Here is a 25248-nt window from a genome sequence, read left to right on the forward strand (position 1 = left end):
ATGGAAACCGTCACTGCCATCGCACCCCTACGTGCGCTGACCGGTTCCTGGCGCGCAGCCGGCGAGCGCATCGCCTTCGTCCCGACCATGGGCAACCTGCATGCGGGTCACCTGGCGCTGGTGGCGCGGGCCCGTGCCGGCGCCGACCGCGTCGTGGTGAGCGTGTTCGTCAATCCCATGCAGTTCGGTCCGCAGGAAGACCTGGCCAGCTATCCGGTGACCCTGGCTGCTGACGAGGCGGCCTTGCGGCAGGCCGGTGCGGACCTGTTGTTCCTGCCCGCTGTTGCGGATATCTACCCGGACGGGATCGAACGCAGCAGCCGCGTCGTGGTGCCGGGACTCAATGCGATCCTCGAGGGTGCCCACCGGCCGACGCATTTCGACGGGGTCAGTACGGTGGTGACAAAACTGTTCAATCTGGTGCAGCCGGACAGTGCCGTGTTCGGGGAGAAGGACTACCAGCAGCTGCTGCTGATCCGGCGCATGGTCGCAGACCTGTGTCTGCCGATCCGGATCGACAGCCTGCCGACGGTGCGCGAGCCGGATGGCCTGGCCATGAGTTCGCGCAACAGCTACCTCGATCGGGTCGAGCGCGGTCTCGCGCCGCAGCTCTACCAGACCCTGCTCGATGTGCAGAGCGTCGTCACGGCGGGGGAGCGGGATTTCGCCGGGCTGGAGCGGGCCGCTGCCGGGCAGCTGCGGGAGGCCGGTTTCTCCCCGGACTATGTCAGCATCCGCCGCGCCGCAGACCTGGCTGAACCCGGTCAGGCCGATCGCGTGCTCATCGTGCTGGCCGCGGCCGCACTCGGGCGGGCGCGGCTGATAGATAATCTAAGAATAACAATACAATGACTGGCATTTCTCAGGTTGAAACTATCTCCGATTGTTGCAGTCTCATGTTGCAGACAGCATAATCACGCCCTCGCCGGCAGCCAGACAGGATGCAACGACGCCCATGCAGATCACCTTGCTGAAATCCAAGCTCCACCACGCCAATGTCACCCATGCGGAACTCGAATACGAGGGTTCCTGCGCCATTGACGGTGCCCTGCTCGAGGCGGCCAATATCCAGGAATACGAACAGATCCAGATCTACAACCTGAACAACGGCGAACGCTTCACCACCTACGCCATCCGCGCCGAGGATCATTCCGGCATCATCTCCGTGAACGGGGCGGCGGCCCACAAGGCGAATCCGGGCGATCGCATCATCATCTGCACCTACGCCATCCTGTCGCAGCAGGAAGCGGCGGTGTTCCGGCCGACGCTGGTTTACCTCGATGCAGACAACCGCATCAAGGGACGGCGCAACGCGATCCCTGTACAGGTGGCATGAGCGGGGTAATGATAAACAAATGAAATGCTTGCGCCCGGTTTCTTATCGGGCGCTTTAGCATTTGGGTGCTGCCGTCTGCCTGCGCGGACGGGTGCTGCAAATTCACTGTCCGTGTCACCCTTTCCGCTGCCGGCACGTTAACACGTACCAGGTAACCACCACACAGGACACCGCCATGAAGATACCATCCTCCCGTTCCCTGTTGGCTGCAGCACTCAGCATCGCCCTGGCCCTGCCCGGCGCGGCCTCGGCCGACCGCCGCGGCGGCGATCGTTACTATGACCACGGCGACCGGCACGGTTACCGTCACGGCTACCGTGAGCGGCACCACGACCGCCGCTACTATCCGGACCGGTATGTCACCCGCTACTACCGGCATGATCATGATGACGACGATCTGCTGCTCGGCCTGGTGGTCGGCGGCATACTGGGCTACGCAGTCACGGCCCCGCGCTACAACGACTACTACTACGGCCGGTAACGGCGGCGGCCGCGTCACCCTTGCCGCGGCCGGCGCGTTAATCCATACCGGACAAACTTGAAAAGGATACTGCCATGAACATCAGTCCCCGTTCCCTGCTGGCTGCTGCGATCGCCCTTTCCCTGGCCGTCCCGGGGGCCGCTTCGGCTGACCGCCGTGGCGAGGGTTACCGTGACCGCGGTGATCGCCATGACCACCGGTATCAGTACCGTGACCGGCACTATGATCGCCATGAAGACCGCCACATCACCCGTTACTACCATGACGACGATGATGGCGAAAAGCTGCTGCTCGGCCTGGTGGTCGGCGGTATCCTGGGTTATGCGATCAACAATGCCCAGCACGGCGCCGGTTACGACTATTCCTCCCGCTACTATCCGCAGGGCGTTGCCGGCGTGGCGGAAACCGATGGTTACGTCGACCAGGCTGCAGCCGCGAGCTGCCTGCAGGAGCGTGAGTATCAGACCACGGTCGTGGTCGGCGGCAGGAATGTGCCGGCCTATGGCACCGCCTGCCTGCAGCCGGACGGTTCCTGGAAGCGCGAGCCTGCCCGGATTGCAACCTATTGACCCGCGACGGGCGGTTCCCACGCCGGCACAGCCATCGATCCGTGCGCGCAGCGGTGCAGCGCCGCCGCGCGCGGCGGTGTCGGCGCACGATTGTAAATTGGGTTCGGCCTTGTGAAGCGCGCGGCGCTGTTGTGCGTGCTGTTCGCGCTGACCTTGCCGGCGGGCGCCGCCGATGCCGTACACGAGGTCGACCCGGTATCCGGGCTGGCGACCTGGCAGGTGGAGGATCAGGCATTCGCCATCGAGCTGATCCAGTTGCTGCCGGACTTCGTGCGGGCGGTATTCGCGGCCAAGGGGCTGCCGCGGGAAATCGTCGAAGACGTCGCCGGTTACTGTGTCTTCGGCACGATCGTGCGCAACCGCTCGGCGGCACCGCTCGGTTATAACGTGGCGGATTGGCGCTATGTGACGGCGGACGGCGTGGCCCATGCCGGCAAGACCAAATCGGAATGGGTGGGTGAATGGCGTGACCAGGGTATCGCGTTCCGCTGGACCTTGCTGCCCGAGGCGCAGACCTTCCAGGTCGGGGACTGGGGGCAGGGCTTCACCACCGTGAAGCTGCCGCCGGGCACCCGTTTCGATCTGCACTATGGCTGGACGCAGGACGGGGCGGCCGTCAATCGTGTTATAAGAGACATGCGGTGTGCGTCAGAACAAATTGATAAATAGAGTATTTTTATTCGCTATCCTGTCGGGGATCGCCATGGCCGCAGTCGCGCAGGAGGCCGTGCCGGAGCTGAGTGATACCCTCGCACCGCTTGCGGCGCCGGTCGACGCGCCGGAATTCACGCTGGCCGACATGGATGGGGAGCGGCATAGCCTTTCCGGCTACCGGGGCAGCTGGGTCCTGGTCAACTTCTGGGCGACCTGGTGTCCACCCTGTCGCAAGGAGATGCCTGCCCTGGAGCGTCTGTACCAAGACTACGGCGAACGGGGGCTCAAGGTGCTGGCCCTCAACCAGTGGGAGGACGCCGATCACGTGTTTTCCTATATGGGCGAACTGAACGTCTTTCCCAGCTTCCCCATCCTGTTCGATCCCGACAGCCGGGTGGCGGATGCCTGGGGGGTGCGCGGTCTGCCGACGACGTTCCTCGTCGATCCCCAGGGCCGCATTGTCTACCGCGCGGTCGGGGGCCGGGATTTCGCGCATCCCGGGGTGCGTGGGCTGATCGAGAGTCTGCTCACGCCCTGAACGGCAGGCACGCCGTGGCCACGCCGGGGCGGGGCCGGTGCGCGGGACTTGCGCTATTTCCTGCTGGCTGGTCCGGCCGCGGGGCCGGAATGGATCCCGGGACCGGAATCGCGGACATCGAACAGGTGCTTGATCTCGATGCGGCCGTCCGCCTCCAGGGTGCCGAAGCGGTCGCCCTCGGCGCTGACGATCACCACCACCGGGTCCTGGAACAAGGGGCGGCGCACAAAGTGCAGCTGCCAGCCGAAGTTCTCGATCTGGCGCAGGGATATCAGCTGCTGCTCATTGAGGATGTCCTTGAGGTTGCCCGGTACGGGTGGCTGGCCACGGCGTTTTTCCTGCCAGTTCGGGCCATGACCGCCGGTCTCCGCGTCATTGTCGTCGCGTAGCCTGAAATCGGGGTCGATATTGATCTTCCCGTCCGGATCAAGGATACCGATCTGGTCGTTCTTGGCATTGCTCACCACCGGGACCGGATCCAGGAACAGGGGGCGGCGCACGAATTTCAGCTGCCATCCCAGCATCCGGATCTCGTCCAGCGTCTTCGCCTGTGCCGGGGTCAGCACCTGACGCAGGTTCTCGGGTATCGCCTGTTCGCCCTTGCGTTTGTCTTTCTGCATCTGTCTCAACCGTCTCTTGGGATGGGAAGGTCGTGAATCCAGTACGGTTTTCGGCGCGAGCGGCGGCACACTTGAGCGTCCTTTCATCCTGCAGGGGTGCATGCTGCCCGCAGCGGGGCTAGGCTGGGGCCCATGACCGCAGCGAAATCCACCGTTTCCATGCTCGCTGGCGTGCTCCTGGTCGCCGGCTGCGCGGCGGCGGACGGGTTCGGGACCGGTGCCGGCAGGGATGCGTCAGCCGTCAACGAAGGGGCCCTGCACCTGCTGCAGGACACCCCGCCGACCCGCGTCCTGCGGACACGTAACCGCCTGCATATCCGTGCAGAAAGTCTGGCCGGCGGCTGGGTCGAACTCGAGCAGTGCCACGCTGATCTGGATCCCGTGGCAGCGCTGGCGATCGAGTACCGCTATCAGCACATGCGCGGGCTGCGCATCGTCTCGGTTAGCGGTGTTGATGCGGCGTTCGTGGCCGGCGACGGGGTAGAGCTCACCGGGATAAGGGCAGGCGCCGAGGTGTGTGTCCGGGCCGAAGTGCAGGTGCTGATACCGGATGCTGCCGGCGGCTACCGGCTGCGGAGCGGCCCGTTCCATCGCCGCTTTCTCGACGGCTACTATCCGGTACGGCTCGACTACCGGGTCGAATGGCCGGCAAACCGCCTGACGCTGCGGTCGGTCACGCCGGATCCGCAGCCCGGATTCGCGGTTACGGACGGGTCCGGTGTGCTGCAGGTCGATGCCCTGTTCGAGGGCATGCTGACCATCGAACTGCAGTTCGCCGCCCGGGAGTAATTTCTGATCAACGCGTGCCGGGGCGCACAAAGGCCAGGATCAATGAATGCCACTGCGGGTAAGGCCTATACAGAGACTCTATTGCCGCCATTCCGAGATTCGCCCGGTCAGATCAGACTGAACCACTGAACCGGCCTGGAGGCGGTTTGCTGTTGACCCGCTAGCCGCGCAATTCCAGACATTTCCGCCGCAGTGCGCGCTGTGGCGGCGCTGTCGTACCTGGTCCCTTTGCGGCCCGGCGCGGGATCATGTTCTGTTGTTGCCGCATGGCGCTCACCCGGTGCCCGCTCCGGCGATCAGGAACACGCCGGCCACCATCAGCAGCCCCGCCGCCAGGTTCCGCAGCAGGCCACGCTCATGAAACAGCCAGGCACCGTAGAGCATGCCGAACAGCAGGCTGGTGCGCTTGACCGCGATCATGTAGGCGACCTCGACCTGGCCGATGGCGAAAAAGTGCGTGACGACCATGATCGCCATGCAGCCGCCGATCGCGAGATGTATCAGCGGGTGCCGGTGCATGGCGCGCCAGTTGCCGAGGCTGCGGTGACCGAACACCAGCACGGATGCACCGCCCACCGCCACGAAATAGAGCGGCCCGAAGAACGCCGGTGTGGTGTACTGCAGCACGGCCTTGCCGAGGACCGAGGTCAGGCTGTAGATCGCGGCCGTAAACAGCATCAGACGCGAACCCCGCTCGCGGGTGATGGCACGAAACGGCGCGAACACCCGCCAGGTCGTGCCCTGGCGCGCCGCCTGCAGGTTGAGCAGCCAGGCCCCGCAGACCACCAGCAGGATGCCGGCGAAACCCTGCCGGCTGACCTGCTCGCCGAGCACGGCATAACCGGTCAGCACGTTGAACACCGGGGTGAAGGCGAGATAGGGCAGGGTGAGCGACAGGGGTGATTCGCGGATCGCCTGCATGTAGAGCCACATGGCCAGAATCTCGAGTGGCATGAGCCCGGCCACCCAGAACCAGAATTCTACCGGCAGTACCGGCCAGGGTTGCAGCAGCAGTACCGGCAGCAGCAATGCGCCACCCGCGCCGAAACGTACCAGCACGAGTTCACCTGGCCGGTAGTGGGCGAGATACCGTTTCGACAGGGCATCGGCGCTGGCGAGAAAGAAGGCGGACAGCAGCGTCAGTTCAAGCCAGGTCATGGCGGTATGAGGCAGGTTCCCGGACGGTTCGCGGTTGCAGGCGGAAGTATACCGCTTCCCCGCACCCCGGCTGCGGTTCGCGAGAGGCGATAATCGGGCCGGTATTCGCTACAATGGTCTTGTTTCCGCAGCAGCGGTGTCCCGCGTACATGATGCCTCCCCGCGGTTACGGCTGCTGCCGCAGCCGGAACCGATCCGGACACGACAGGTAAACTGGAATGAAATGCAGTGCAGAACGTCTGATAGACGCCCTGATCGGCGTCGATCTCGCCAAGGAACGCAAGGCCGCCGAAGAGCGTGCGGTGCTTGCGCGCAAGGCGACCTATGTCGTCACCATGTCGCGGGGGTACGGTTCCCAGGGCAAGCTGGTGGCCCAGGCACTGGCCGACCGTCTCGGTGTACGCTGCTGTGATCGCGACATCCTCGAGGCGGTGGCGCGGCGTGCCGCCGTCGATATCGATCTTGTCACCAGGCTCGATGAAACCGTCCGCCACTCCGCGCTGGCGCCCTGGAAAACCGTGTTCAGCGGGCAGGCGTTGGGTGACCAGCGTTATCTGGACCACCTGATCAAGGTGATCATGAATATCTCGAACAAGGGTGGCGTCATCGTCGGGCGCGGTGCGCACCTGATCCTCGGACCCGAGCGGGCCTTCCGCGTGCGGGTCATCGGCAGTACCGAGGCGTGTGCCACGCGCATTGCCGAGCGCGAGCAGATCGAACTCACTGCGGCCCGCGAGCGTGTCCTGAGCGTCGACCGGCAGCGTGGGGAGTTCGCACGCAAATACTTCGGGGTGGAGGAGACGGATCTCAGCGTCTACGATCTCGTCATCAACTCGGACCGATTCAGTGTGGAGCAGATGGTCGGCATGATTCTCAACGCCATGCAGACGGCCGGCTACGATATCCCCGCCGATCTCCTGCGCCAGGCCTGAGCGGGCTGGGCCGGATATCCTTTCGCGCAAGGCGCCAAGCCGCAAACACCAACACCGCTCGTGGCGGCGGACACAGAACGCACAGGGACAGGGCCTGTCTGTGATACCGGCATCCTGCGGGATGCTCAGCGGGAAAGATTTCCGCGACACTGCTCGACCCTCCCGCTGCCGGGCGTCACAGCGATTAGCATGCAATCGAATAGCATCCCTGAATCCCGGGCAGCTGCCACGGGTTGTTAACTCTGTGCGCCCTATGACGCTCATTCTTCCTTGCACCTTGGCGTCATTGCGTGAGCGGGAATTTTGGGCATTTTCCGCGCCAGCAGGGACCCGCCGGCAGGCGAAACTGCTGTGCTTGCTATACACTAGCCACAGTAAACCCCGGTAACCGCCATGTCCGCCAGCATTGATGCCAAGACCGTCACCGCCCTGTACGACTATTCGAAGTACTGGGCGGAGTGCTTTGGCAGCGCGCCGTTTCTGCCCATGTCGCGCGCGGAGATGGACGAGCTCGGCTGGGATGCCTGCGACATCATCCTGGTGACGGGCGATGCCTATGTCGACCATCCCTCGTTCGGCATGGCGATCATCGGCCGGCTGCTCGAGGACCAGGGTTTCCGCGTCGGGATCATTGCCCAGCCCGACTGGCATTCAGCGGCGGACTTCGCGGCGCTCGGCCGGCCGACGCTGTTCTTCGGCATCACCGCCGGCAACATGGACTCGATGATCAACCGCTATACGGCCGACCGCAAAGCGCGCTCGGACGATGCCTATACCCCGGACGGTCAGGGCGGGGCGCGACCGGATCGCTGCACACTCGTGTATGCCCAGCGCGTGCGCGAGGCCTGGCCGGACGTGCCCGTGGTGCTGGGCGGGATCGAGGCCTCGCTGCGCCGTATCGCGCACTACGATTACTGGCAGGACGGCGTGCGCCGCTCGCTGCTGGTCGATGCGCAGGCCGATATGCTGCTGTACGGCAACGCCGAGCGCGCCGTGGTCGAGCTGGCACACCGGCTGGCGGCAGGGGAGCGAATCGAACGCATCACCGATATCCGCGGTACGGTCTTCCTGCGTCACGACACGCCGCCGGATTTCACCGAGATCGACTCCAGCCGTATCGACCGACCGGGCCGGGTCGAGGCACGGGTCAATCCCTACCAGCGCAGCGACGAAATCACGGATTGCGAGCGGCAGCGCCGCAACAATGCCTGGCTCGGCCTGGACCCGAACGGCAACCCGCTGGTTGAACTCTTGCATCCGAAACTCGATCGCGCGCGCACCGTAATCCGGCTGCCTTCGTTCGAAAAGGTGCGCAACGACGCCGTGCTCTACGCCCATGCCAGTCGCGTGCTGCATCTGGAGACCAATCCCGGCAACGCGCGGGCGCTGGTACAGGGTCACGGTGGCGTGGACCTTTGGCTCAATCCGCCACCGTTGCCGCTCACCACGCAGGAAATGGATTACGTGTTCGACCGGCCCTATGCGCGCGTGCCGCATCCGGCCTACAAGGCTGCGCGCATTCCCGCCTACGAGATGATCCGTTTCTCCGTCAACATCATGCGTGGCTGCTTCGGCGGTTGCACCTTCTGTTCCATTACCGAGCACGAGGGTCGCATCATCCAGAACCGCTCGCAGGCCTCCATCCTGCGCGAGATCGAGACCATCCGCGACCGGGTGCCTGGTTTCACCGGCGTGATATCGGACCTCGGCGGGCCGACCGCGAACATGTACCGCATCGCCTGCAGGAGCCGGGAAGTCGAGCGCGCCTGCCGCAAACCGAGCTGCGTCTACCCCGGTATCTGCCCGAATCTGGAGACCGACCATGCTGCGCTGACGCAACTCTACCGCGCCGCCCGCCGCTTGCCGGGGATCAAGAAGGTGCTGGTCGCTTCGGGGGTGCGTTACGATCTTGCCATCGAGGACCCGGAGTATGTGCGGGAACTGGTCAGCCACCACGTTGGCGGCTACCTCAAGATCGCGCCCGAGCACACCGAGGACGGGCCGCTATCGAAGATGATGAAGCCGGGTATCGGCGCTTACGACCGTTTCAAGGCGCTGTTCGAGAAATTCTCGCGCGAGGCCGGCAAGGAGCAGTATCTGATACCGTACTTCATCGCCGCGCATCCCGGTACCACCGATGCCGACATGCTTGCGCTCGCGCGCTGGCTGAAACGCAACGGCTTCCGCGCCGACCAGGTGCAGGCCTTCTATCCCGCGCCGATGGCGACCGCTACCGCCATGTACCACTCCGGCCGCAATCCGCTCGCGCGCGTGACCTACAAGAGCGAGGCGGTGGTGACCGCGAAGGACCCGGCGCAACGGCGTCTGCACAAGGCCTTCCTGCGCTACCACGATCCGCACAACTGGCCGTTACTGCGCGCGGCGCTGCAGCGGATGGGTCGTGCAGACCTGATCGGCGACGGTCCGGACCAGCTCGTTCCTGCGCACCAGCCCGACCGGCTGCAGGCGTATCAAGCGCCGCGCCGGAAGAATTCCGCCCATGCGCACCAGCGCCGTACCCGTGGCGGCAAGGCACGTACGCAGCATACCGGTCTGCCACCGCGCGGCGGGCGCTGACGTCCGCCGTATCACTCCCGCACCCTCCGGCTAGACTCCGAACGGTGCGCCTGCCGTGCGCTGTGTCACGCCCGTGCCGAGCTGGCAGGCGGCGGGGAACTGATTGCGTGGGCGGAGCGGAGACTGAACTCCAAATGCGGGGACCGGGCGTAGTGCCCGATCCCCGGGGTGGATGGCGGGTGCCGGACTAGCGGGTCGGTGTGCCGTAGCCCGGGCCGTAGCCGGTCTCCGGGCTGTAGCGGTACTGGTAGCGTTCCTGCCAGGTCTGACCCGCACCATTGCGCGGGTCGTAGTAGCCACGGTCGCGGTTGCCACCGCTGCCCATGCCGAAACCGCTGCCGGAGTCATGGTCCGGTCCGTAACCACGCTCGCGCCCGTAGTCGCGGTTACTGCGGCTGCCCATGCCGAACCCGGAGCCGCTGTCTTCGCGCGGTCCGACGCCGCGGTCACGGCCGTAGTCGCGGTTGCTGCGGCTGCCCATGCCGAACCCGGAGCCGCTGTCCTCGCGCGGTCCGACGCCGCGGTCACCGCCGTAGTCGCGGTTGCTGCGGCTGACGCCCATGCCCTTGTCAGGCCGCCTTTCGTTGTCCTGACCCTGACCGGTCGCGGGCCCGGGACCTGCATCCGGTCCGTAGCCGTAACGGTTCTGGTAACGCTCCTGCCAGGTTTGACCGTAACCTTCGCGCGGATCGTAGTAGCCACGCTCGCGCCCGTAGTCACGGTAGCTGCGACTGCCCATGCCGAAGCCCGAACCGCTGCCCTGGCGCGGACCGTAGCCGTAGTCACGGTCGGGGCCACGATTGGAGGAACTGCCCATGCCCATGCCGCCGGCCTCGGCCGCGCTCGTCAACAGCAAGCCGGCCAGCATCGTGGCGGCAAGCATGCCGGAAATCTGGAGTGTTCGTTTCAAGAGTAAAATCTCCTTGGGTACTGTTGGGGATTTATCCGGTGCGGTGGCACCGCGCACGTCGGCGCAGTCCGCTGCGCCTGCCGATAATGTGCCATTATTCCGCCGTTGCCAATGGATTCCGGTCAAGCGCTGCCAGTGCGCCGCCCGACTGGCGTGCGTGTCGAGCCCGTTTTGAGTCTCAGGTCACTGATTCCGCGTCGGAATCGACCATGCACGGACTTTGCAAACCACACGCCGTGGTTATATCGTTCACCGCCTGACCGGGTGTCCGGTAGTCCCTATGGGTGGAGAATCATGCCGTATGAAACCGTCGATGCCGTGATCACGCCACAGGGCAGCCTCGAGGTGCTGTCCAGGGCCGAGGTCACCAAACTCCTCGATACCAGCAAGGGCGGTTTGTACAACACGCTGCGCAACTGCGCACTGGCGGTGCTCAACGTCGGCAGCATGCTGGATGACGGTAAGGAGCTGCTGGAACGCTACAAGTCCTTCGACATCCAGATCATCCCGGAGGAACGCGGCATCAAGCTCAAGGTCACCGGCGCGCCGGCCAGCGCCTTCGTCGACGGGGTCATGATCAAGGGCATCAGCGAGCACTTGCTCGCGGTGCTGCGTGACGTCGTCTATGTCAGTGACAAGATCGCCACGAATCCCAAGTTCGACCTGGTGACCTCGGAAGGCATCACCAATGCCGTGTTCCACATGCTGCGCAACGCCGGCATCCTGCGTCCCATGACCAATCCGCGTCTGGTCGTGTGCTGGGGCGGTCATTCGATCAGCCGCGAGGAATATGACTACACCAAGGAAGTCGGCTACCAGATGGGGCTGCGCGGCCTGGATACCTGTACCGGCTGCGGTCCCGGTGCGATGAAGGGGCCCATGAAGGGCGCGACCATCGGTCACGCCAAGCAGCGCATCCGTGACGGCCAGTACCTCGGGATCACCGAGCCGGGCATCATCGCGGCCGAGTCGCCCAACCCGATCGTCAACGACCTCGTGATACTGCCGGATATCGAGAAGCGCCTGGAGGCCTTCGTGCGCATGGGGCACGGTATCGTGGTCTTTCCCGGTGGCGTCGGTACCGCCGAGGAGATTCTCTACCTGCTCGGCATCCTGCTGCACCCGGACAACGCCAGGCTGCCGTTCCCGCTCATCTTCACCGGTCCGGCCGGGGCCGCCGACTATTTCCGCGACATCGACGCCTTCATCGGTGCCACGCTCGGACCCGATGCGCAGCGTCGCTACAAAATCATCGTCGATGACCCGGTGCGCGTGGCGCAGGACATGAAGCGCGGCATTGCCGAGGTGCGCGAGTACCGCAAGCACCGCGACGATGCCTACTACTTCAACTGGTCGGTCAGGATCGAGTTGGAATTCCAGCGCCCGTTCGCGCCGACGCACGAGAACATGCGTAACCTGCAACTGCATCGCGACCTGCCGGGCCACACCCTCGCCGCCAATCTGCGTCGTGCCTTCTCCGGTATTGTCGCCGGCAACGTCAAGAACGAGGGCATCCGCGCCATAGAGAAATATGGCCTCTTCGAGATCCGCGGTGACAGCAGCATCCTCGAACCGCTCGATTCCCTGCTCAAATCATTCGTCGCGCAGCAGCGCATGAAGCTGCCGGGCACCGAATACGTGCCGTGCTACCGGATCGTCAAATAGAACTCCGTCACTGCCCCGATTTCAGGAACTCCAGAAAGTAATTGGTGCGCAGCAGCGGCTTGTCGTCGACCAGGCGGAACCCGGCAGCCTGCACCTCGCGGATGACCGCGGCGCGGTCGCCGCGTACATGTGCCATCACCCAGGGTGAACTGATACGGGGGTCGCGGCGGAAATCGATGATGATGAGCCGGCCGCCGGTGCGCAGGGTGCGTTGGATGGAGGCGAGCATGTCGGCTGGATATTCGAAGTGATGATAGGTGGCGGTCACGAAGGCCAGGTCGATCGAGGCGTCAGGCAGGCCGGTTGCATGGCCCGAATTGACGATGCCCCGGACATTGTCCAGGCCCTGCTCCCGGCACGTGCGCAGGATATTGCCGATGAAGGTCGCGGAGATGTCGACGGCGTAGACCGTACCGCCGGGCGCAACCGCGCGCGCAAACAGCCGGGTGAACAGGCCGGTGCCGGCACCGATGTCCGCCACGTCCAGCCCGGGCCGGGCGCCGCTGGCGGCGACGATCTCCGCGCGCCGGTCGTATACCTCGCGGCCGCGGCGTTCGAAGGTGCTGACCCATTGCTGCCAGTCGGGGTGTTCGTAGGCGCGATTGATGCCGGGTCGGACACTCTGCTGCTGCGCCGGTGCTGCGGCCGCGATCAGCAGCAGGGCGAGCAGGGGCAACAGCAACCGACGACGGCGGGGCGGGCTGGTCATGTCTGACAGCATAGTCGTTGGCGCGCACAGGGCCAGGGAGATCCGCATTGCGTCGCTGCGCCAGCACTGCTGCAGCGGGGAACATCGCCGCGGCGGACACCGGCTTCACAGAGGTACCCGCTGGCGCGGCGCAATGCCGGTGCTTGCGTGCGACGGGCGTCGCCGCGCTGCGCGGCCGGTCAGTCCCTGGCGCCGTGGCGGGAGGCGCCCGTGACGCCCGCGGTCAGTGTGAAGCGCATCGCTTCCTCCATGTTCATGGCCACCGGCCGGATCGCGCTGCGCGGTATCAGTGCGGTATAGCCCCCGATCATGTAGCTGAGCGGCAGGTAGACGAGGATGCTATCCGGGGTGCGGAAATCCGCCGGGAGTCTGTCGCTGTCCGCCTGGGTAACGAAACCGATCACCTCCATGCCGGTGTCCCCGAGCCTGACTGCCACGACCTGATCGAACTCCTTCTTGCTGTTAGGCGAGAAATAATTCAGGAAATCGCGCAGCGCCGGGTAGATCGATTTGATCACCGGAATACGGTAAAGCAGTCGTTCGCCCTGCGCGAACAGGCGGCGCACCACCCACGCGTGCATCAGCAGTCCGAGCAGGAACGTTGCCAGCAGACCGGTCACGACGCCCATGCCGGGTCGGTAGAGACCTTCCGGCAGCCAGAGCCGGATCAGGCTGCCGAGAGCGGACTCCGCCGAGATCACCAGCCAGTACAACAGGTAGAGCGTGAGCACCACGGGCAGGATCGTCACCAGGCCGGTCAGGATATGCTTGCTTATGAATTTCACCATCTGTGCCGCCTCCTCCAGGTGCCGATAGCGTCATGTGCAGGCGTCTGTGCCCGCCGCGTTGCCCGGGAAGGTAACACGAAATGGCCGGGCGATTCGCAACGGCGTACGCGCGTGGCGCGGCAGGCGCCTGGCGCGCGCTGCATTGCGTACTGCCGCGCGCCGTGACCGTAACCCGCCGTATGGCTACCGTGCGTGGGTCCGCTACCGGTCGGGACAGGCGGTGGACACGATCGATGTTGCGACGGCGCGCCATCGGGCTGGCAGGTACTGCGGCAACGGGGCCGGCACGGTGCGGGCGCGAGATTCCTCAATCGGCTGTTGTCGCCACGGTGCAGCCGCTGCGGATCGCATGGCTGCGCAAAGCGCGTGTGAGATCCTTTGCAAAGGTCTGCCGCGCCGGTTCCGCCTGCGCGAACACTTCGCGCGCCTTGTAGAATTCCAGCACCTTGACATTGCGGATATCCGGTCGCACGTAGATGTCTGGCCGTCGTTGCCTGAGCTTTTCGGCCAGCAGGTTGTTGCTCATGGTGTGGAAGCTCTGCAGCAGCACACCGAGGGATGACAGCTTCCCGCCGTCATCGACCTCGCGATTGCCGCTGACATCGACCGCGATGGTGATGTCGTTGTCCGTTTCCAGCAGGTCGAAGGGGAGCGGATTGGCGACGCCGCCGTCGACCAGCAGGCGATCGCCGATCTGCACCGGCGGGAACACCCCGGGTACCGCCATGCTCGCCTGGATGGCGGGTAACAGGGCGCCGGAATCCAGCACCACCTGTTGGCCGGTCAGCAGCTCGGCGGCGACCACCTTGAACGGGATCTTGAGCTGGCGGAAGCCGCGCGCCGGCATGATCTCGCCCAGGAACTCGATGAAATCGTCACTGCTGAGCAGGCCACCGCCGGCCAGCGCGGGGTCGATGAAATCCAGCCAGCGGATCGATTTCGGCAACGCGAACAGCTTGTGCTCGGCCGCGTCCTGGTCGACGAAGAACTGCTCGATCTGGGCGCGGATATCACGGCCGCTCAGCCCGGCGGCGTAGAGCGCACCGATAATGGCGCCGATGCTGCAGCCGGTGATGGCATGCGGCACGATGCCCATGTCGTCGAGCGTTTCCAGGATCAGGATGTGCGCGAGCCCCTTGGCACCGCCCCCTCCGAGTGCCAGGCCGATCCGCGGCTTGCTGCGGCCGCACGCGGTCACCGCCAGCAGCACGGTGGCGGCGCTGACGGCGAGGAATTCGCGGCGTGAGAATGTGGCACGACCAGCCGTCATGTCCGGCAGCGTCCCGTGTGTTGCGATGCCGGCAGTATAATGCCGCCAGGGCAGGGATGCAGGCGCTGGATAGGGCTGTCGTGCGGCAGCCGGTCAGCGTCTGCATGCTGATGTTGGGTTCGCTGACGGGATCGCCGCCATAACCGCTGGGCTGCGCCCGCAAATGCCGCGCCGGGAGCGGCAGTGCAGCGCCGTCTCGGGTATGCGGATGCGTGCTGTGGGTCGTGGATCAGGCGGACTCGGTGATGCTCGCTGCCGGGGGGGCTGCGGTTACGGCGCCGGGGCGGGATGGCGCGCGCTGTCGACTCAGTGCAACTGGTACTTGCGCGCGCTGCGCATCATCGCACGCACCTTGGACATGTGCGTGCCGGTGCTGATGATCACGTGGCGTTCCACATCATCATAAGCGCGTTCGGTGTCACAGTTGGCCGGGTTGCCCGACGTCTCGCAGATACTCGCCACGAATTCCTGCAGGCAGATCGGCAGCTGATCATCGTTACAGCCCAGGCAGCCATCGAAGGCATGGTCACATGCCAGCGCATTGCCGGCGCATGTCAATGCCAGGGCGAGCAGCGCATGCCGGTACCATGAAATTTCTAACCTCATGAATAATCTCCAAAAATACGGTCCCAGACCCAATGGATGCCACAGTATACGCTTCTCTCGATCCAAGCGTAGTACAAAACAACGGCAGGTTTGGGGGAATGTCGAGGGTGTCGGCGCAATAATTTTTCGATAGTTGCTTGTCTGCCAATCGGTTGGGATCGGCGGTAGGGATGTCGGCCTTCCCGCCGGCTGGCGCGTGCACGGAACCGGCGATCGCGGCGGGCGCCGTCCGCGCGCTAGTCCAGTGGCCGGCCGGCCGGCGCCAGGACCCTGCCGGCGTTGAGCACGACCAGGGCGTAGTGCCGGCCGTTCACCTGCGCCGCCAGCCAGGGTCGGACAAGGCCGACCAGTTCCTGTCGTGCCACCAGCAGCGGCAGCCGGAGCCGCAGATAGTCTCCCGAACCGTTCAGCAGTACCTGTTCCTCGCCGTCGGGCAGATGCTGGATCACGAACAGGTCCCAGTCGATGCGGATACCGCCGGCGACCTCGCGCGCGAGGGAATCGGCAAGCAGATTCAGTTCGGCGACGGCGCGGGCGCAGGCGTCACGCTTGGGGCCGAGGTTGTCCATGTTGAGGAACTGGAATTCGAGCCCGTCGCCGCTGGCGCATACCGGACCGGCGTGCTGGCTGAAACTCCATTGCACAGCAGCACGGTCTGCCTCCGGGCCGGATACGGGTATCGCATCGGTGCTGGTCGCGTCGAGCAGGTCCGCGCAGCGATTCAGCTCACAGAAGCGCGCGAGTATCTGCTGCTCGAATGCTGCCTGTTCATGTACGCGCGGGCTGCTGGCGATCACCGGTTTGCCGGCTACGATCAGATAGAGGTTGCCTTCCGGGCCGGCACTGACCTCAACGGGTGTGTCGGGCAGCACGTCCGCCGCCAGCCGCCGGTAGTCCGCGGCCAGTTTCTCCACCGCGGCGGCCCAGCGCCACAAGCCGCTGGCGTCGGCGTGCCCGCGGGCATCGCGGCGTGCGCGCAGGGCTTCCTCGCTGTAGGCCGCGGCCAGCTCCTCGAGCGTGATTCGTGCCAGGTCGGTACGCAACGGCAGCGGTTCGGCGGTGAGCCGCGCGGCCAGGTCGTTGAGTCGATACAGCGTCATGCTGGCTGTGCCCGCACCCGGCAGCGTGGCTAGCGCCAGGATGCACAGCCATGCCGGTGGCGGCGTAAGACGAAAGGGCCTTCGAGGCACTGACAGGGTTGTCACGATATCTGCGGGGCGCGCTGCATGATATAGGGTAGGAACCGTCGATGGCATCAGTATACGCCTGCAATAGTCCTGCAGCGGCTGATACCGGTCAAATTATGACAGTGCCGGCCTGTGCCATCATGGTTCCGCTATGGAAGTTCTCACGCGTCCTGCATTCCCGCCGCTGCCTGCAGCGCCGGCCGCGCTGGTGGCAACGCTGTTAGCCGGTGACCGGCGGGTATTGCTGGTTGGCCCGCCCGGCGTAGGCAAGTCGACGCTGGTCGACGCCTTGGCGGCGGAGTTGGCGCGGGCAGGGCGCTGCTGCCGCTGTCTCGGCGCCGATCCCGGCTCACCGCTGTTCGGGGTGCCCGGTGCGCTGTGTCTGGGAAGTTACCGTGCTGCCGGCTGGCACCTGGATGACATCGAGGCGCTGTGCACGCTCGACGCCGGTCGCTTCCGGTTGCCGCTGGTGGCGGCGCTGCGCCGGCTGGTGTCGACTGTGACGGCGGGTGTGCTGCTGATCGATGGTCCCGGCGTTTTCCGCGGCGTGGCCGGAGCGGAGTTGCTGCCCGCGGTGGTCGATGCCACCCGGCCGGACGCGGTGCTGGTGCTGGCAGCTGACGGCCGGGCGCTGGGTCTGGTGGGGGAACTGCGGGCGCTGCAGGTTCCGGTCTATAGCGTGCAGGCCGCGGCGCAGGCCGGCAGGCCGGGCAAGCGCAAGCGTGCGGCCTGGCGTACCCGGTTGTGGGATGCCTACCTGGAAACGGCCCGCAGCAGCACGCTGGACCTCGGCCGCCTGCAGGTCCTGGGCACCCCGCCGCCAACCGATGCCCCCGGCGCCTGGAGCGGCCGTCAGGTCGCGCTGCTGGAGGGTACCCGCACCCTGGCGCTGGGCGAGGTGATCGCCGCGGACGGCATGCGCCTGCAGGTGCGCATGCCGGAGACTGCCAGTGCCGGATCCGCACTGCTGGTGCGCGATGCCGTTCGCCGCGAGGACGGCCGTCTTGGCAGTGCAGCGCGGTTTGCCGCGGACCGCTTCGGTTACCTGCCGCCGCCCGATGTTGCGCCCTGGGCGCCGGTCACCCCGGTGACCGGTCCGCAACCGGCCGGACGGGTCGGCGTGCTCAGTGTTTGTCTCGTCAATGGCGTGTTCGGCGACCCGTTGCTGCACGCCCGACTGCGTCACCGGCGTCGCAGCTTCCTGTTCGACCTCGGCGAGGGCACCCGCTTGCCGGCACGTGTCGCACATCAGGTGAGCGAGGTGTTCATCACGCATGCGCACATCGACCACATTGCCGGCTTTCTCTGGTTGTTGCGCTCCCGCATCGGTGAACAGTCCCGGTGCCGGTTGTACGGGCCGCCGGGTCTCGCCGTGAACATCGACGGACTCATGCGCGGCATCCTGTGGGACCGCATCGGGGACAACGGGCCGCGCTTCGAGGTTTACGAGTTGCATGCTACCCACCTGCGGCGCTGCGTGGTGCAGGCCGGGCGACCCGGTTGCGAACTGTTGGAGGAACGGGTGGCACAGGCGGGTGTCATCCTGAACGAGCCGGAGTTCCGCGTGCGTGCCACCACGCTCACGCATGTCTCACCGGTGTTGGCCTATGCGTTCGAGCCTGTGTGCGAATTCAAGGTACGCAAGGACCGGCTGCAGGCCCGCGGACTCGTCCCGGGCCCGTGGCTGGGCGAGCTGAAGCGCCGGTTGCAGTGTGGAGAAGACCGGGTACGGATCAATCTGCCCGACCGGTCTGCGCAAAGCGTGCGGGCACTGGCGGATGACCTGATCCTGGTCGTCCCGGGCAAGAAGCTGGTCTATGCCACCGATTTTGCGGATACCGCGGACAACCGCGAACGCGTGGTGGCGCTTGCGCACGGCGCGCATACCCTGTTCTGCGAAGCGACCTTTCGCGCGGACGATGTCACCCAGGCGGCCCGCACCGCGCACCTCACTACGCGCGCCTGCGCCGAAATCGCCGAGGCTGCCGGCGTCGCGCGGCTGGTGCCGTTCCATTTCTCGCGCCGCTACGAGCACGAACCCGCCGCGGTGTATGCCGAGATCGCCGCACACACCCGCACCCTGATACTGCCGGATGACATGAGCGCCGATCCGCTCGACGCCTGAGTCGGCCGTGCCGGGGTGAGGGCCGTGTCACTGCTGCGGCAGCGAATTCCTGCAGCAGCCTCAGTTGCTATGGATGCGGGGTCGTGCACCGCCGTTCACTCGCTGTTGCGCCAGCGGCGGAAGAAGCCGCGCAGCCCCCGGTTTTGTTCCGCTGCGTCCGGCGCCGGCTGCCGCTGCGCCGGTTCGCGCGCCCGGTCCGGTTCGTGCCGCTGTTCCGCGCGTGGTTGTCCTGCGCCCGCGGCGGCGTCGCCGGCTGATGCGGCTGGCGGTTCGTGTCCGCTGGCCGTTGGCGGCGCGTGCCGTTGCCCACTGTGCGCTGGAGCATGTTCACGCTGAGCCGGCTCTGCCGGTGGCAGGGGAACTGGCGCCGGCATTGCGCCGTGCGCCTGCCGCCCTGGGTGTGCGTTGGCTGGGTCTTGCGCGTGGGCTGGCTCCGGGCGCGGTGCCGGCCGGCCATGCGCTGCGGGCTGCGGTGTGCGCGGGGCGGGCATGGGCGGCCGCGCCCCGGTGCCCGGTGCCATGTCCGGCCGGGCCGGGACCTGCGGGTGCGGGTGGTAGCGCGGATGCCAGTGCGGGTGAGCGTCGGGGAAATACCAGGGGTCGTAGCCGGACCCGAACCACCACGGTCCGTACCAGGGGTCGTACCACCAGGGATAGGGCGAGCCATAGGGCGCCACGGCATCCGGCCACAGATACCAGGCCTGTGCCTCGACCACGGGATAAACATAGGGATATGTGCCGACCATGCCGATCTCGCCGGCACGCAGGATCCCGCTGACAGTGACGCGGCGGTCATGAACATACTGGGCCGGATCGAGGAAGGCGGGCACGACGGCGATGAAACGTCCCTGGCTGTCATCACCGGGCTGCGGTTCGCCGTCTGCGGCCAACGGCCGAGCCAGCACACTCAGCCGGGTGACAGTGGCGAGGTTGTCGGTGGCGATCAGCACGCCGCCCCAGCGCACGGTCTGGCCGACGTAGTCGGCGAGGCGGGCGGCCGCCAGCGCCGGTGTCGGGTTGTCCTGCGGTCCATGGCGGATCTGCAGCGGCACCGGCGTGGTACAGCCGGCGAGCAGCAGTGTGCTCAACGCCAGCATGACGCACGCGGATCTGCGGCATTTTATGTACATGGCACGGTTGCGCCTGAGTTTGCCGTGGCTGGCCGGCTCGCACGTGCCGGAGTGAACGAATCGCTGATGCGGCGGGTGGGTGTCATGCCTCGACGTCCTCCAGGGCTGCCTGCAAGCGGTCGAGGAAGCCTGTCTGGCTGACCGACATCCACTGGCGGGCCGCAACGAGTGTGAACCAGCGTCCGGCGTCTATCTCCGGGTACTCCCCGAAGCGGCCGGAATGGCGCGGCCACTCGAGCGTGAAGGTATTGCTGCGTATCCCGGCGACGTCGAGGTCGCCCTCCAGTGCCCAGGCATGGACGATCTTGCCGCTTTTCATCCTGAGTGCACCGAGCGCGATGAAAGCGCCGTCGACGGCGTAACCGGTCTCTTCCTCGAACTCGCGCCGCGCGGCGGCGAGCGGTGCCTCGTCCACTGCCCCGATTCCCTTGGGGATCGACCACGCCCCCATGTCCTTGTCCTGCCACAACGGCCCGCCGGGATGCACCAGCAAGACCTGCAGCTGCCCATCCACGTACCGGTACAACAGGATGCCGTAGCTCTGGACGCTCATGGGCGGGCGCGGGCAAGGCATTTCGGGACGGAAAGCATGATGGCAATACTAGGGTTAAAGCGTGCCGCGTGCCAGATAGCCGGTTCGTCGCGCAGCAGCAGGTCATGTCCGCGCACGGCGGCGGCCGGTACGGGATACTGCGGCCCTGTCGCCTGTCGTGCGCCGGGTGAGGCTAAAGTCCGATGCCGACGCCGAGGCCGAAGATGACGCGGGTACGGTCGCGTGCGCGCTCGCGTGGCCAGAGATAGAGCTGCCGCGCACTGATCACCGGGTAGGTATAGTCCGACGCGCCGACACGGCCGGTCATGTTGCCCGTGATCGTGCCGGTTGCGGTGACGAGTCGACCCTCGGCATAGCTGGCCGGCTCCAGATAACCCGACTGTACGAGGATGAAGCGTCCCAGTGGATCGCGTTCCTGTTGCGGCCATTCGCTGCTGTCGAGCGGGTAGGCCAGCACCTCGATACGGGTGCTGTCATCCAGGTTGGTGGTGTTCAGGATGACACCGCCCCACAGCACCGTGCGGCCGCTGGCGGTTTGCGGTGCGGCACTGACGCCGACCGGCGTCAGTGTACGCTCGACCCCCGCGGTCTCGAAGGTGGGTCCGCTGGCACAGGCGGCGAGCAGCAGCGACAGTGCGAGCGCGAGGCAACGCTGCAGGTGCGGCATGGGTGTCAGCGCCAGTAACGGTAGGGATAGGCGTAAGGATAGCCGCGATAGTACCAGGGGCTGTACCAGCGGTCGTACCACCAGGGGTCGTACCACGGATCATCGTAGTAGTGATAACGGTCGGTTTCCTGCGGCCACAGGTACCACGCCTGTGCCTCGACGACCGGGTAGACGTAGGTGTGTTCGCCCACTTTGCCGGACTCGGTGCCTCGGACCGTGCCCGTCACGGTGATGCGCCGGTCGGGTGCGTAGACCTTGGGGTCCAGGAATTCGGGTACGCGCACGATGAAGCGACCCGCGTTGTCATCCGTCAGCCGGGGTTCGCCGTCCCGGTACAGCAACCGTCCCAGTACCGTGAGTCGTGTGGCATCCTTGCGGTTCTCCGTCGCGATGATCGAACCGCCCCACCGCACCTGCTGATCGCGGTAGGTGTCGATCTCGCCGCGTACGACCGCTGGCCACGGACTGTCCGCCGGCCCTTGCCGGATCAGCGGCGGTATCGGCGAGGTGCATGCACTGAGCAGCGTTGCCGCAAGCACCATCGTGCCGGTAAGTGATCTCGCTTGCAGCATGATTCTATCCTCCTGCGGTCTCGCATAACGTTAGACCGCCGGGGCGGCAAAAGGTGCGGTTGCCGCCGGCGCGCCGTGTTCTCGCGCCGTGCCGAGCCGGTGAGTGCAGAGGCGTGTCGCTGCGGGTCGGCATGGCGAGGGTCGAGCCGGCAATAGTGTGAACGTGGGTCAGACTCACAGCCGGCGCCGTGCCGTTGCCGCGGCAGGGATTCCGTACCTAGCCGGCGCGGCCGGCGTCGCGAGCGCCCGGCTCCGTCGCCGCGAGTTGGTGTGCCGGGGCAGCCCCGCCGGCCATGGTGGCCCGGGACCGAATCGGGGGGGAGACCAGCGCGCTGGTCTGAGTGCGACCGTGTACCTTTTCGTTGTAGAGGCCGGTACCGACGATGCCGCCCTCGTTGCTGCTGGCGATGGCCGCAATCAGTATCCGGCCGGGATCGATCGGTTGCCAGGGTTCGGCAAGCACCGGGAGCGAAGCGAGCGATCCGCTTAAGAGCGCGAGCAGTGCCGCGCTGGATCCGCGCTCCCGGTGATGCCGAATTCGGTTGCTGTGGTTCATGGTCTCTAACCTCGGTTGCCGCAGGAATCGCCGCATACGATGCTGCCGTGATGTCGGCGCTGTTTCCGGACTCGGATGCCGCTGCTTACCGGTGAGACATGTCAGGCATCATCCTGACGCAGCCAGACTCTATCCGAGCGATTCCTTCGCATGCGCGATGCAGATCCCAGTCCTGAAAATTGCTGAATATCAAGCAAGCACCAGGCCAGAGTGAATAAGCGTCTGATTCGCCCCGAAATGCCGGCACGAACGCCGGGGGTGGGACGGTTTGTGTGCGACAAACCGTCTCCCGTCAGCGACAGTGTGCACGTGTTTCAGGGCAAGTCATTGTTTGTCAGACGCATCGGGCATCGTCGCCTGACGACAATGTCCAAGTTTACGCGGCATGTCACAGCGGCGCGGTCAGCAGGGCATGAGGCTGGGGTAAAAACCGTGTCAGCGCGTGCGCAAATTCACTGCTGTGCGACGTGCAAGCACCGCTGCCGGCCTGCACTCGGCGTTGTCTGGTGCGGCCGGACACCGGCGCTCGGTCGCCGGCTGACGGTCCGCTGTCGAACGCTGTCCGGGTAACAGCCGCGTGCTAACATACCTGCGTCTGCCGGCCCGGCGCTGCGCCGGGCACAATGGTGGCACCGTCCCTCAATCACACACAGCTGCAGGCATGCAGGAAGACAGTCCGATGTCGAGCCGGAGCGAGAATCCGTTCGAGTCCATCAGGCGCCGTCTGCGCGAGTTCGCCGCCGCGCGCGACTGGGATCAGTTCCACTCGCCCAAGAATCTCGCCATGGCGCTCATCGTCGAGGCAGCCGAGCTGGTCGAGCAGTTCCAGTGGCTGTCCCAGGCCGAGAGTCAGTCCCTGGCGCCCGCCAGGCGCACGGCCGTGGAGCAGGAGCTCGCCGATATCCAGATTTATCTCATTCGCCTGGCCGACAGGCTCGAGATCGACCTCGAACATGCCGTCGACGCCAAGCTGGAGATTAATGCGCGCAAGTATCCCGCAGACCAGGTGCGTGGCAGCGCGGAGAAATACGACGCCCGTGACGACGGCGGCTGACGGCCGCTCACAGCGCCGGTCCGCGGCCAGCGCCGGGCGGCGCGAGCCGGCACTTTCATGCAATGCAGGCTACAGGGAGCAGTACTGACATGAGCAATTCTCTCGTTTTCAAGGATATCCGTCCCTGGCCCAACCCGCTCCTCGAGCGGGCCAGTATCGTCGGGCATACGACGGCGGATTCCTGCCGGATCTGGGTGCGGGTGGCGGATCTGGGGGATTTCACATTGCTGGTCTATCCGTCACACAGGGATGCGGGCAACGCACTGTTCAGCGGTTTCAAGGAAGTCCCCTATACCGGCATGGCGGCGCTGCCGGCGTGGGTGCAGCGCTATCCGTTCGCCGTGTACGATGAGCTGCAGGACACGACCTGCGTGATCGAGGTCGAGGGGCTGGAGCCGGCGACAGAATATCGCTACGCGGTATTCGGCGCACACCAGGACCGGGGGCGCATCGTCATCGGCAGGGACTACGAGTACCGCTTCCGCACGTTGCCCGCGCAGGCCGGCGTGTTCAGCTTCGGATTCTATTCATGTCACATGCCCTACAAGGTTTCCCTGTTCGGCAGGACCTCCGTGGTCAACGAACACATGTGGGACTGTCTGAACGAGGTGCTGGAGCGGCATTACGCGCAGGACCTGCGTTTCGTCATCGCCGGTGGTGACCAGGTGTACGCGGATGGTGTGAAGACGCTCGATATCTGGAAACTGCTCAATGCCCGCATGGCCAAATCGGGTGGCGAGCTGAGCCCGTCCTATGACGAGATGGTGAGCTGGTACCGCGATATCTATCACGGGTACTGGGGATTCCCCGGCGTGCGCAAGGCCTTCGCCGGCTATCCGACCTACATGATCTGGGACGATCACGAGATTGCCGACGGCTGGGGTTCGTTCCTGCTCGGCGGTGGCAAGGACGAACTGGACGAGCGTTTTCCCGAGCGCAGGGCCAGAAAGCTCAGCCGCCGCGACTGCCTGGAATTGCGCGAACGCATGCAGGCGGCGGCGTCCCGGGTATACCGGGAATACCAGCATTCCCATAATCCGGACAGTCCCGCCGACGGGGGCGACGGGACGTTCGATTATCATTTTGTCGCACAGGGCGCGGCCTTCTATGTGCTCGACGGGCGCGGCTGTCGCGATATCAACCGCCGTTCCCGCCGGGTGCTCGGGGTCGCGCAGTTCAACCGGTTCCGGCGCTGGCTGGAGGCATTGCAGCCGCGCAGTACGCCCTTCCTGTTCGTCGTGTCAACGGTGCCGGTACTGCACATGCTGCCGGTGCTGGTGAACGCGGACGACAATGTGCTGGCCGACGTCGCGGATCTGCAGGACGATCTGCGCGACGCCTGGGAACACGAGAAACACGACTCCGAGCGCAAGGCGCTCGTCCGGGCGCTGTTCGCGGCTGCGGAGCGGGGTATCAGGGTCTGCATACTGAGCGGTGACGTGCATACTTCCGCCGCCTTCCGCATGATCGACGCGCGCACCGGCGCGGTCATCTATCAGTTGACGTCGAGTGCCATCACCTACAACAAGCCACGGGCGCTGGGGTGGCTGCTCGGCCACACCGTGGCGGAAGCGGGGCAGTCGCCGGACGGGTACCGGTTCGAACGCCTGGCGCTGTACACGGACAGCAATTTTTCCCTACTCCAGGTCGACCCGGTGCAGGATATGGTCACGTTCCGCCTCTACGGCGAACAGAAGGTGTCCGATCCGGACGAGCGGGAGCAGGACCGGGCCGTTACCCATTCGCTCGCCAGTATCGAGTGCCGCTTCAGCCCCCGGGCCTGATGACGGCGGCAAGCGCCG

The 25248-nt window shown here is 65.7% G+C and carries 26 protein-coding genes; 13 read left to right on the top strand and 13 right to left on the bottom strand.

Annotated elements, in window-relative coordinates:
* The 6 genes from panC to R3F42_06820 all read left to right on the top strand — a co-directional run bounded on the left by panC (position 1) and on the right by R3F42_06820 (position 3578).
* Positions 1–852 (top strand): pantoate--beta-alanine ligase, encoded by an 852-nt coding sequence (panC, locus tag R3F42_06795; GenBank protein ID MEZ5541733.1) that lies wholly within the window; start codon positions 1–3, stop codon positions 850–852.
* A gap of 103 nt (positions 853–955) precedes the next feature.
* Positions 956–1336, top strand: coding sequence for an aspartate 1-decarboxylase (locus R3F42_06800; protein ID MEZ5541734.1), 381 nt, complete (start codon positions 956–958; stop codon positions 1334–1336).
* Between the two features lie 175 nt (positions 1337–1511).
* Positions 1512–1817, top strand: a complete 306-nt coding sequence (locus R3F42_06805) for a hypothetical protein (protein ID MEZ5541735.1) — start codon at positions 1512–1514, stop codon at positions 1815–1817.
* Positions 1818–1891: 74 nt separating this feature from the next.
* Positions 1892–2386 carry a hypothetical protein gene (locus R3F42_06810; GenBank protein MEZ5541736.1) on the top strand — a complete coding sequence of 165 codons (495 nt, stop codon included), beginning with the start codon at positions 1892–1894 and terminating at the stop codon, positions 2384–2386.
* A 111-nt stretch (positions 2387–2497) separates the two neighbouring features.
* A complete protein-coding gene (locus R3F42_06815; protein MEZ5541737.1) occupies positions 2498–3055 on the top strand; it encodes a hypothetical protein in 558 nt (185 codons plus the stop codon).
* Between the two features lie 34 nt (positions 3056–3089).
* The gene (locus R3F42_06820) at positions 3090–3578 is read left to right on the top strand and encodes a TlpA disulfide reductase family protein (protein ID MEZ5541738.1); all 489 of its coding nucleotides are present in this window, start codon (positions 3090–3092) and stop codon (positions 3576–3578) included.
* Between the two features lie 53 nt (positions 3579–3631).
* Here the strand turns inward: R3F42_06820 and R3F42_06825 are convergent, their stop codons facing one another.
* Complete coding sequence (locus R3F42_06825) at positions 3632–4198, bottom strand: hypothetical protein (GenBank protein MEZ5541739.1); 567 nt, start codon at positions 4196–4198, stop codon at positions 3632–3634.
* 132 nt (positions 4199–4330) lie between these two features.
* Between R3F42_06825 and R3F42_06830 the strand changes: the two genes are divergently transcribed.
* Positions 4331–4987: a hypothetical protein gene (locus R3F42_06830; GenBank protein ID MEZ5541740.1), complete on the top strand. Its 657-nt coding sequence runs from the start codon at positions 4331–4333 to the stop codon at positions 4985–4987.
* Between the two features lie 273 nt (positions 4988–5260).
* Here R3F42_06830 and R3F42_06835 read toward each other — a convergent pair whose 3' ends face one another.
* Positions 5261–6145 (bottom strand): DMT family transporter, encoded by an 885-nt coding sequence (locus R3F42_06835; protein MEZ5541741.1) that lies wholly within the window; start codon positions 6143–6145, stop codon positions 5261–5263.
* A 218-nt stretch (positions 6146–6363) separates the two neighbouring features.
* Between R3F42_06835 and R3F42_06840 the strand changes: the two genes are divergently transcribed.
* Both R3F42_06840 and R3F42_06845 read left to right on the top strand, forming a co-directional pair.
* The gene (locus R3F42_06840) at positions 6364–7077 is read left to right on the top strand and encodes a cytidylate kinase-like family protein (GenBank protein MEZ5541742.1); all 714 of its coding nucleotides are present in this window, start codon (positions 6364–6366) and stop codon (positions 7075–7077) included.
* A 393-nt stretch (positions 7078–7470) separates the two neighbouring features.
* On the top strand, positions 7471–9654 hold the full coding sequence (locus R3F42_06845) for a YgiQ family radical SAM protein (GenBank protein ID MEZ5541743.1): 2184 nt from the start codon (positions 7471–7473) through the stop codon (positions 9652–9654).
* 187 nt (positions 9655–9841) lie between these two features.
* On the opposite strand, the gene R3F42_06850 is transcribed toward R3F42_06845, so the two are convergent.
* A complete protein-coding gene (locus tag R3F42_06850; GenBank protein ID MEZ5541744.1) occupies positions 9842–10564 on the bottom strand; it encodes a hypothetical protein in 723 nt (240 codons plus the stop codon).
* Between the two features lie 294 nt (positions 10565–10858).
* On the opposite strand from R3F42_06850, the gene ppnN reads away from it, so the two are divergent.
* Positions 10859–12229 (top strand): nucleotide 5'-monophosphate nucleosidase PpnN, encoded by a 1371-nt coding sequence (gene ppnN, locus R3F42_06855; GenBank protein ID MEZ5541745.1) that lies wholly within the window; start codon positions 10859–10861, stop codon positions 12227–12229.
* Between the two features lie 7 nt (positions 12230–12236).
* On the opposite strand, the gene R3F42_06860 is transcribed toward ppnN, so the two are convergent.
* From R3F42_06860 to R3F42_06880, 5 genes are all read right to left on the bottom strand, one after another.
* The gene (locus R3F42_06860) at positions 12237–12938 is read right to left on the bottom strand and encodes a methyltransferase domain-containing protein (protein ID MEZ5541746.1); all 702 of its coding nucleotides are present in this window, start codon (positions 12936–12938) and stop codon (positions 12237–12239) included.
* A gap of 179 nt (positions 12939–13117) precedes the next feature.
* The gene (locus R3F42_06865; protein ID MEZ5541747.1) at positions 13118–13726 is read right to left on the bottom strand and encodes a DUF502 domain-containing protein; all 609 of its coding nucleotides are present in this window, start codon (positions 13724–13726) and stop codon (positions 13118–13120) included.
* A gap of 307 nt (positions 13727–14033) precedes the next feature.
* Positions 14034–14996 (bottom strand): patatin-like phospholipase family protein, encoded by a 963-nt coding sequence (locus R3F42_06870; GenBank protein MEZ5541748.1) that lies wholly within the window; start codon positions 14994–14996, stop codon positions 14034–14036.
* Between the two features lie 306 nt (positions 14997–15302).
* Positions 15303–15602 (bottom strand): hypothetical protein, encoded by a 300-nt coding sequence (locus R3F42_06875; GenBank protein MEZ5541749.1) that lies wholly within the window; start codon positions 15600–15602, stop codon positions 15303–15305.
* A gap of 236 nt (positions 15603–15838) precedes the next feature.
* Positions 15839–16807 carry a hypothetical protein gene (locus tag R3F42_06880; protein ID MEZ5541750.1) on the bottom strand — a complete coding sequence of 323 codons (969 nt, stop codon included), beginning with the start codon at positions 16805–16807 and terminating at the stop codon, positions 15839–15841.
* Between the two features lie 133 nt (positions 16808–16940).
* Here R3F42_06880 and R3F42_06885 point away from each other — a divergent pair, with 133 nt between their 5' ends.
* Positions 16941–18914, top strand: a complete 1974-nt coding sequence (locus R3F42_06885) for an MBL fold metallo-hydrolase (GenBank protein MEZ5541751.1) — start codon at positions 16941–16943, stop codon at positions 18912–18914.
* A gap of 95 nt (positions 18915–19009) precedes the next feature.
* Here the strand turns inward: R3F42_06885 and R3F42_06890 are convergent, their stop codons facing one another.
* The 5 genes from R3F42_06890 to R3F42_06910 all read right to left on the bottom strand — a co-directional run bounded on the left by R3F42_06890 (position 19010) and on the right by R3F42_06910 (position 22392).
* Positions 19010–20011: a Slp family lipoprotein gene (locus R3F42_06890; protein ID MEZ5541752.1), complete on the bottom strand. Its 1002-nt coding sequence runs from the start codon at positions 20009–20011 to the stop codon at positions 19010–19012.
* A gap of 115 nt (positions 20012–20126) precedes the next feature.
* Positions 20127–20597 carry an NUDIX domain-containing protein gene (locus tag R3F42_06895; GenBank protein MEZ5541753.1) on the bottom strand — a complete coding sequence of 157 codons (471 nt, stop codon included), beginning with the start codon at positions 20595–20597 and terminating at the stop codon, positions 20127–20129.
* A gap of 172 nt (positions 20598–20769) precedes the next feature.
* Positions 20770–21264, bottom strand: a complete 495-nt coding sequence (locus R3F42_06900; GenBank protein MEZ5541754.1) for a Slp family lipoprotein — start codon at positions 21262–21264, stop codon at positions 20770–20772.
* A 5-nt stretch (positions 21265–21269) separates the two neighbouring features.
* Positions 21270–21836 (bottom strand): Slp family lipoprotein, encoded by a 567-nt coding sequence (locus tag R3F42_06905; protein ID MEZ5541755.1) that lies wholly within the window; start codon positions 21834–21836, stop codon positions 21270–21272.
* Positions 21837–22053: 217 nt separating this feature from the next.
* Positions 22054–22392: a hypothetical protein gene (locus tag R3F42_06910; GenBank protein ID MEZ5541756.1), complete on the bottom strand. Its 339-nt coding sequence runs from the start codon at positions 22390–22392 to the stop codon at positions 22054–22056.
* A gap of 679 nt (positions 22393–23071) precedes the next feature.
* Between R3F42_06910 and R3F42_06915 the strand changes: the two genes are divergently transcribed.
* Positions 23072–23446: a nucleotide pyrophosphohydrolase gene (locus R3F42_06915; GenBank protein ID MEZ5541757.1), complete on the top strand. Its 375-nt coding sequence runs from the start codon at positions 23072–23074 to the stop codon at positions 23444–23446.
* An 89-nt stretch (positions 23447–23535) separates the two neighbouring features.
* Complete coding sequence (locus tag R3F42_06920; protein ID MEZ5541758.1) at positions 23536–25230, top strand: alkaline phosphatase D family protein; 1695 nt, start codon at positions 23536–23538, stop codon at positions 25228–25230.
* Positions 25231–25248 lie beyond the last annotated feature (18 nt).

This window comes from Pseudomonadota bacterium (genome assembly GCA_041395565.1).
GTDB lineage: Bacteria > Pseudomonadota > Gammaproteobacteria > UBA9214 > UBA9214 > UBA9214.

Excerpts from the sequence above, each read along its gene's own strand:
- panC (MEZ5541733.1), top strand. The coding sequence starts at position 1 with ATGGAAACCGTCACTGCCATCGCACCCCTACGTGCGCTGACCGGTTCC.
- R3F42_06800 (MEZ5541734.1), top strand. The coding sequence starts at position 956 with ATGCAGATCACCTTGCTGAAATCCAAGCTCCACCACGCCAATGTCACC.
- R3F42_06805 (MEZ5541735.1), top strand. The coding sequence starts at position 1,512 with ATGAAGATACCATCCTCCCGTTCCCTGTTGGCTGCAGCACTCAGCATC.
- R3F42_06810 (MEZ5541736.1), top strand. The coding sequence starts at position 1,892 with ATGAACATCAGTCCCCGTTCCCTGCTGGCTGCTGCGATCGCCCTTTCC.
- R3F42_06820 (MEZ5541738.1), top strand. The coding sequence starts at position 3,090 with ATGGCCGCAGTCGCGCAGGAGGCCGTGCCGGAGCTGAGTGATACCCTC.
- R3F42_06825 (MEZ5541739.1), bottom strand. The coding sequence starts at position 4,198 with ATGCAGAAAGACAAACGCAAGGGCGAACAGGCGATACCCGAGAACCTG.
- R3F42_06830 (MEZ5541740.1), top strand. The coding sequence starts at position 4,331 with ATGACCGCAGCGAAATCCACCGTTTCCATGCTCGCTGGCGTGCTCCTG.
- R3F42_06835 (MEZ5541741.1), bottom strand. The coding sequence starts at position 6,145 with ATGACCTGGCTTGAACTGACGCTGCTGTCCGCCTTCTTTCTCGCCAGC.
- R3F42_06840 (MEZ5541742.1), top strand. The coding sequence starts at position 6,364 with ATGAAATGCAGTGCAGAACGTCTGATAGACGCCCTGATCGGCGTCGAT.
- R3F42_06845 (MEZ5541743.1), top strand. The coding sequence starts at position 7,471 with ATGTCCGCCAGCATTGATGCCAAGACCGTCACCGCCCTGTACGACTAT.
- ppnN (MEZ5541745.1), top strand. The coding sequence starts at position 10,859 with ATGCCGTATGAAACCGTCGATGCCGTGATCACGCCACAGGGCAGCCTC.
- R3F42_06860 (MEZ5541746.1), bottom strand. The coding sequence starts at position 12,938 with ATGACCAGCCCGCCCCGCCGTCGTCGGTTGCTGTTGCCCCTGCTCGCC.
- R3F42_06865 (MEZ5541747.1), bottom strand. The coding sequence starts at position 13,726 with ATGGTGAAATTCATAAGCAAGCATATCCTGACCGGCCTGGTGACGATC.
- R3F42_06870 (MEZ5541748.1), bottom strand. The coding sequence starts at position 14,996 with ATGACGGCTGGTCGTGCCACATTCTCACGCCGCGAATTCCTCGCCGTC.
- R3F42_06875 (MEZ5541749.1), bottom strand. The coding sequence starts at position 15,602 with ATGAGGTTAGAAATTTCATGGTACCGGCATGCGCTGCTCGCCCTGGCA.
- R3F42_06885 (MEZ5541751.1), top strand. The coding sequence starts at position 16,941 with ATGGAAGTTCTCACGCGTCCTGCATTCCCGCCGCTGCCTGCAGCGCCG.
- R3F42_06890 (MEZ5541752.1), bottom strand. The coding sequence starts at position 20,011 with ATGCTGGCGTTGAGCACACTGCTGCTCGCCGGCTGTACCACGCCGGTG.
- R3F42_06895 (MEZ5541753.1), bottom strand. The coding sequence starts at position 20,597 with ATGAGCGTCCAGAGCTACGGCATCCTGTTGTACCGGTACGTGGATGGG.
- R3F42_06900 (MEZ5541754.1), bottom strand. The coding sequence starts at position 21,264 with ATGCCGCACCTGCAGCGTTGCCTCGCGCTCGCACTGTCGCTGCTGCTC.
- R3F42_06905 (MEZ5541755.1), bottom strand. The coding sequence starts at position 21,836 with ATGCTGCAAGCGAGATCACTTACCGGCACGATGGTGCTTGCGGCAACG.
- R3F42_06910 (MEZ5541756.1), bottom strand. The coding sequence starts at position 22,392 with ATGAACCACAGCAACCGAATTCGGCATCACCGGGAGCGCGGATCCAGC.
- R3F42_06915 (MEZ5541757.1), top strand. The coding sequence starts at position 23,072 with ATGTCGAGCCGGAGCGAGAATCCGTTCGAGTCCATCAGGCGCCGTCTG.
- R3F42_06920 (MEZ5541758.1), top strand. The coding sequence starts at position 23,536 with ATGAGCAATTCTCTCGTTTTCAAGGATATCCGTCCCTGGCCCAACCCG.